This window comes from Streptomyces sp. 13-12-16 (assembly GCF_002114215.1).
In the GTDB taxonomy this organism is placed as follows: Bacteria; Actinomycetota; Actinomycetes; order Streptomycetales; family Streptomycetaceae; genus Streptomyces.
The window spans coordinates 1-5,411 of the sequence record NZ_NCTE01000620.1 but is presented as its reverse complement, the minus strand read 5'-3'; the positions used below and the strand labels follow the sequence as shown (position 1 = coordinate 5,411).

Here is a 5,411-nt window from a genome sequence, read left to right as displayed (position 1 = left end):
CGGTCGCCGCGGCCGGTGCCGGGGCGGGGTTCTGGCTCAACCGGTCGGCCGCCGCGGACCGGGACCGGGCCACGCCCCCCTCCTCGCCCTCGTCCTCACCCTCCGCCGCCCCCCGGCCCGTCCGGCCCGTCGGGCACTGGCCCCTCGACGAGACCTCCGGCACGGTCGCGCGGGACACCGCGGGAGGCCACGACGGCACCGCGTCCGGCGTCACCTGGGTGCCCGGCGGAGGCGGAGCCGTCTTCGACGGGCAGGGCGGCCAGATCATGACCGGGGGACCGGTGGTGGAGACCGGGGAGGGCCGGAGCTTCACGATCGCCGCCTGGGTCCGGCTCTCCGCCGCACCGGGGGGCTGGGCCACCGCCGTCAGTCAGGACGCAGGGGACGCCAGCGCCTTCTACCTCCAGTACGCCGTCGACGAGAACCGCTGGGCCCTCTCCCGCCCCGGCCTGCGCGCCGCCGGCCGCAGCGAGCCCGCCGTGAACGTCTGGACCCACCTGGCCGGCGTCTGCGACGGCCGGGCGCGCACACTGCGGCTGTACGTCGACGGCGTACAGGAGGCGGAGACCGAGGACACCAACCCGATGTCCGCCACCGGCCCCCTCATCATCGGCCGGGCGTCGTACGGCGGTCGGGCCGTCGACTTCTTCCCCGGTGCCGTCCGCGACGTACGGGTCTTCGACCGGGCCCTGACCGCCGCCCGGATCGAGGACCTCGTCGGCTGACCCGTCCCGGCGTGCGTGTCCGCGTCGCGGGGGAACGGGCGGGCGCCGCCACCGGTGGCGCGGTGACGGCGACCCGGAGCCGGACCAGGGGCCGGCCGGAGGGGAGGGGGCGGAGGCGGTCAGCCCGCCCCGCCGCGCTCGCCGTCCCCCGGCCTGTCGTCCTTGTCCCTCTCCTCGTCCAGCGACTTGAGGAAGTCGGGGTTGTCGTCCGGCGCGACCCACTGCCGCCGACCGCCGCCCCCGCCCCACGCGGCACCGCCCGCGGGGTGCCGCTTCTTGCCGGCGATCAGCCAGGAGATCGAGCCGACCAGCGGGAACAGCAGGACGAGGATCGCCCACAGCGGCTTGGGCATGTGGCGGATGTCCTCGTCCTTCGTGCTGATGCAGTCGATGAACGCGTACACGCTCAGGGCCAGTGGCACGAGGAACATCAGCACCCGCAGCATGGGGCCTCTCCAGCTAAAGCAAGCGAAAGCGGTGGGCGGTACAGGGCCAGGGTAACCGCTCGGGGATACTTGACCGCATGGCTTACGACGATCTTCGCTCCCTGCTCAGGGCGCTGGAGCGCGAGGGTGACCTCAAGCGCATCAAGGCCGAGGTCGACCCGTATCTGGAGGTCGGTGAGATCGTCGACCGGGTGCAGAAGGCCGGCGGTCCCGCGCTGCTCTTCGAGAACGTGCGCGGCTCGGACATGCCCCTCGCGATGAACGTGTACGGCACCGACCGCCGCCTGCTGAAGGCGCTCGGCCTGAAGTCGTACGCGGACATCTCCGAGAAGATCGGCGGACTGCTGAAGCCCGAGCTGCCGCACGGGTTCGTCGGGGTGCGCGAGGCGTTCGGGAAGCTCGGCGCGATGACGCACGTACCGCCGAAGAAGGTGAAGTCCTCCGACGCGCCCGTGCACGAGGTCGTGCTCACCGGCGACGACGTGGACCTCGACCGGCTCCCCGCGCTGTTCACCTGGCCCAAGGACGGCGGCTCCTTCTTCAACCTGGGGCTGACCCACACCAAGGACCCGGAGACGGGCGTCCGCAACCTCGGCCTGTACCGCCTCCAGCGCCACGACAGGCGCACCATCGGCATGCACTGGCAGATCCACAAGGACAGCCGCAACCACTACCAGGTGGCCGCCCGGCGCGGTGAGCGCCTGCCCGTCGCCATCGCCTTCGGCTGCCCGCCCGCCGTGACGTACGCCTCCACCGCGCCGCTGCCCGGCGACATCGACGAGTACCTGTTCGCCGGGTTCCTGCAGGGCAAGCGGATCGAGATGGTCGACTGCAAGACCGTTCCGCTCCAGGTCCCGGCGCAGGCGGAGGTCGTGATCGAGGGCTGGCTGGAGCCCGGCGAGATGCTGCCCGAGGGGCCGTTCGGCGACCACACCGGGTTCTACACCCCGCAGGAGCCGTTCCCCGCGCTGAGGATCGACTGCGTGACGATGCGCAAGCGCCCGCTGCTCCAGTCGATCGTGGTCGGCCGGCCCCCGACCGAGGACGGACCGCTGGGACGGGCGACGGAACGCTTCTTCCTCCCCCTCCTCAAGATCATCGTCCCGGACATCGTGGACTACCACCTCCCCGAGTCCGGCGGCTTCCACAACTGCGCGATCGTCTCGATCGACAAGAAGTACCCCAAGCACGCGCAGAAGGTCATGCACGCCATCTGGGGCGCCCACATGATGTCGCTGACCAAGCTGATCGTGGTCGTCGACTCCGACTGCGACGTCCACGACCTGCACGAGGTGTCCTGGCGGGCCCTCGGCAACACCGACTACGCCCGTGACCTCACCGTCGTCGAAGGCCCCGTCGACCACCTCGACCACTCCTCGTACCAGCAGTTCTGGGGCGGCAAGGCGGGCATCGACGCGACGAAGAAGTGGCCCGAGGAGGGGTACACGCGTGACGGCGGCTGGCCCGACATGGTCGAGTCCGACCCGGACACGGCCGCGCTCGTCGACCGCCGCTGGAAGGAGTACGGACTGTGACCTCGGCCTCCGCCGCGCTTCCGCAGCAGCCGGGACGCACGAAAGCCTTCCTGCGCCTGGTGATGATCGAGCACTCGGTCTTCGCCCTCCCCTTCGCCTACATCGCCGCCCTCACCGCGATGTACGAGTGGGACGAGAACATCCACTGGGGCCGGCTGTTCCTGGTCACCGTCGCCATGGTCGGCCTGCGCACCTTCGCCATGGCCGCCAACCGGATCATCGACCGCGAGATCGACGCCCGCAACCCGCGCACCGCCCACCGCGAGCTGGTCACCGGCGCGATGTCGGTCAGGCACGCCTGGACGGGCGCGCTCGTCGCCCTCGCCGTCTTCCTGGGCGCGGCGGCCCTGCTCAACCCGCTCTGCCTCGCCCTCGCACCCGTCGCCGTGATCCCGATGGTGGTGTATCCGTACGGCAAGCGGTTCACCAACTTCCCGCAGGCCATCCTCGGACTCGCGCAGGCGATGGGCCCGGTCGGCGGCTGGCTGGCGATCACCGGGTCGTGGTCCTGGGACGCCGTCGTCCTCGGCCTCGCGGTAGGCGTCTGGATCGGCGGCTTCGACCTGATCTACGCCTGCCAGGACGTCGACACCGACCGCGAGATCGGCGTGAAGTCGGTGCCGGCCCGCTTCGGCATCCCCGCCGCGATCTGGGGCGCCCGCGCCTGCCACACCGTCACGACGGCCCTCTTCGTCTGGTACGCGCTCCTCACCGGTGCCGGCGCCTTCTTCTGGCTCGGCCTGCTGATCGTGGCCGGCGCCTTCGTCTACGAGCACACGATCGTCCGCCCGAACGACCTGACCCGCCTGAACCGGGCGTTCTTCAGCGTCAACGGCTTCATCGGCATCGCGCTGTTCGTGTGCGCGCTGCTGGACCTGCTGGTGCGGGGCCTGACCGTGTAGGGCGCCGGCGAGCGGCCGGGACTCAGCCCTGGGGCTCCTGCGGCTCGGCGTCGACCTCGCGCAGCCCCTGGTCCCTGAGTTCGGTGCGGGCCTCCGTGCGGTGGCCGCGGGCGATGTAGTCCCGCACGACCACCTCGATCGCGTCCTGGGGCGAGCCGACCCCCGCCAGGACCATCACTTCCACCACGAGTTCGGCGTCGAGACTGATGTTGACCTTGGCCACCGTGCCCCCTCATCGCGTCGCACCGGCACTCTAGCCGTCCGGGGCGCGGTGGTACGAGGCCGAGGCGGTATACGAGGTCCAGGCGGTACGCGGGCGAGGCCCGGCCGGTGGCCGGACACCGGCCGGGTGCCGCCCGTGGGGCCTTCGACCGGTCCTGAGAACGGACGCCTGCCCTCCGCCGGTAGGCTCAAGATGTGAACGCAGGAGAAACGCGGCGCAAGCCTTGGATCGTGGGGGTCTCGGGGGCGTCCGGGACGCCCTACGCAGCCGCTGTGCTGCGTGCGCTTCTGGCGGCGGGCGAGAGCGTCGACCTCGTCGTCAGCCGGGCCTCCCGGCTCACCCTGCTGGACGAGACCGGCATCGCCTTCCGGGACGCCCACTGGCGGGACGACCTGCGGGAATGGCTGTCCCGGGGGGCGGACGGCAAGCCGGACACGTTCACCGTCGACCTCGACGGCGTACGGCACTGGGCCGCCGGTGACCTCGCGGCCGGGCCGTCCTCGGGGTCGTATCCGAGCAAGGGCATGCTGATCGTGCCCGCCTCCACGGCCTGTGTGGCCGGGGTGGCGCTCGGGCTGTCCAAGGACCTGTTGCAGCGGACGGCGAGCGTCACCCTGAAGGAGGGGCGCACGCTGGTCGTGGCCGTACGGGAGACCCCGCTGAACGGCCAGACCCTGCGGCACCTGGTGACGCTGGACGACGCGGGCGCGACCGTGGTGCCCGCCTCGCCGGCCTTCTACGCGGGCGCGACGCACATCCAGGACCTGGTGGACTTCGTCGCCGGACGCGTACTCGACGCGGCGGGTGTCGAGCACCGGCTCTACCGCCGCTGGAAGGGCGAACTCGGCGGTGGATCCCGCCCGCACTGAGCACTTCCCGCGACACCCCGGCACGTGCAGAACTCTCAGACCTCTTTCGGTTCCAGTGGAAGGCTTCGATTCGATGGACGCGGTGGACAGGCAGCTCATCCAGGCCCTGAGGGAGAACGGCCGGGCCTCCTACGCGGAGCTGGGGCGCCTCGTCGGACTGTCGGGCCCCAGCGTCACCGACCGCATCAACCGGCTGGAGGCGGCCGGTGTCATCACCGGCTACCGCGCCACCGTGGACGCCGCCTCGCTCGGCCTCGGCGTGACCGCCCTGATCGGCATCTCGCTCTCCGACGCCGCCGACCACGAGGACGTGGCGCAACGGCTGAAGGACCTCCGGGAGATCGAGGACTGCTGGTTCATCGCCGGCGACGACTCCTTCATGCTCAAGGTGCGGGCGACCGACGTGGACGGCCTGGAGAGGATCATCCGCCGGCTCTCCGGCACCAAGGGCGTCTCCCGGACCCGGACCACCATCGTGCTCTCCACCAAGTGGGAGAACCGCGTGGGTGAGCTGCCGGAGGAGATGGAGTGAGCGGGGCGTACGGTTGACCGGGTCTGTCTGAAGAGGGAAAGAGGGATCGGCATGGACGTCGGGCTCAAGCGCGAGCTGGAGGAGAAGGTCGGGGCGGGCGAGCGCCTGACCCGTGAGGACGGCATCGCGCTGTACGAGTCGGACGACCTGGCCTGGCTGGGCGGGCTGGCGCACGAGGT

Annotated in this window: 7 protein-coding genes and 1 pseudogene; 6 read left to right on the top strand and 2 right to left on the bottom strand. The window is 71.4% G+C overall.

The window, feature by feature from the left end; all coding sequences use genetic code 11:
* A partial coding sequence (locus tag B7767_RS24415; protein WP_306297987.1) for a LamG domain-containing protein occupies positions 1–725 on the top strand: 725 nt, incomplete at its 5' end.
* A 119-nt stretch (positions 726–844) separates the two neighbouring features.
* Here B7767_RS24415 and B7767_RS24410 read toward each other — a convergent pair.
* Positions 845–1,171: a PLD nuclease N-terminal domain-containing protein gene (locus B7767_RS24410; protein WP_085574088.1), complete on the bottom strand. Its 327-nt coding sequence runs from the start codon at positions 1,169–1,171 to the stop codon at positions 845–847.
* A gap of 77 nt (positions 1,172–1,248) precedes the next feature.
* On the opposite strand from B7767_RS24410, the gene B7767_RS24405 reads away from it, so the two are divergent.
* Positions 1,249–2,706, top strand: a complete 1,458-nt coding sequence (locus tag B7767_RS24405; protein ID WP_085574087.1) for a menaquinone biosynthesis decarboxylase — start codon at positions 1,249–1,251, stop codon at positions 2,704–2,706.
* Positions 2,703–3,608 carry a menaquinone biosynthesis prenyltransferase MqnP gene (gene mqnP / locus B7767_RS24400; RefSeq protein ID WP_085574086.1) on the top strand — a complete coding sequence of 302 codons (906 nt, stop codon included), beginning with the start codon at positions 2,703–2,705 and terminating at the stop codon, positions 3,606–3,608. The genes B7767_RS24405 and mqnP overlap by 4 nt, the downstream gene beginning before the upstream one ends.
* 22 nt (positions 3,609–3,630) lie before the next feature.
* Here mqnP and B7767_RS24395 read toward each other — a convergent pair whose 3' ends face one another.
* The gene (locus B7767_RS24395; protein WP_085574085.1) at positions 3,631–3,831 is read right to left on the bottom strand and encodes a type II toxin-antitoxin system VapB family antitoxin; all 201 of its coding nucleotides are present in this window, start codon (positions 3,829–3,831) and stop codon (positions 3,631–3,633) included.
* A gap of 230 nt (positions 3,832–4,061) precedes the next feature.
* Here B7767_RS24395 and B7767_RS24390 point away from each other — a divergent pair, with 230 nt between their 5' ends.
* The 3 genes and pseudogenes from B7767_RS24390 to B7767_RS44880 form a co-directional block, all read left to right on the top strand.
* Positions 4,062–4,700, top strand: coding sequence for a UbiX family flavin prenyltransferase (locus B7767_RS24390; protein ID WP_085574084.1), 639 nt, complete (start codon positions 4,062–4,064; stop codon positions 4,698–4,700).
* Between the two features lie 73 nt (positions 4,701–4,773).
* On the top strand, positions 4,774–5,232 hold the full coding sequence (locus tag B7767_RS24385) for an Lrp/AsnC family transcriptional regulator (protein ID WP_085574083.1): 459 nt from the start codon (positions 4,774–4,776) through the stop codon (positions 5,230–5,232).
* Positions 5,233–5,283: 51 nt separating this feature from the next.
* Positions 5,284–5,411 (top strand): annotated as a pseudogene (locus B7767_RS44880) (aminofutalosine synthase MqnE); the annotation flags it as partial.

Bases quoted from the DNA above. Each gene is read 5' to 3' on its own strand.
- B7767_RS24410 (WP_085574088.1), bottom strand. From the start codon at position 1,171: ATGCTGCGGGTGCTGATGTTCCTCGTGCCACTGGCCCTGAGCGTGTAC.
- B7767_RS24405 (WP_085574087.1), top strand. From the start codon at position 1,249: ATGGCTTACGACGATCTTCGCTCCCTGCTCAGGGCGCTGGAGCGCGAG.
- B7767_RS24385 (WP_085574083.1), top strand. From the start codon at position 4,774: ATGGACGCGGTGGACAGGCAGCTCATCCAGGCCCTGAGGGAGAACGGC.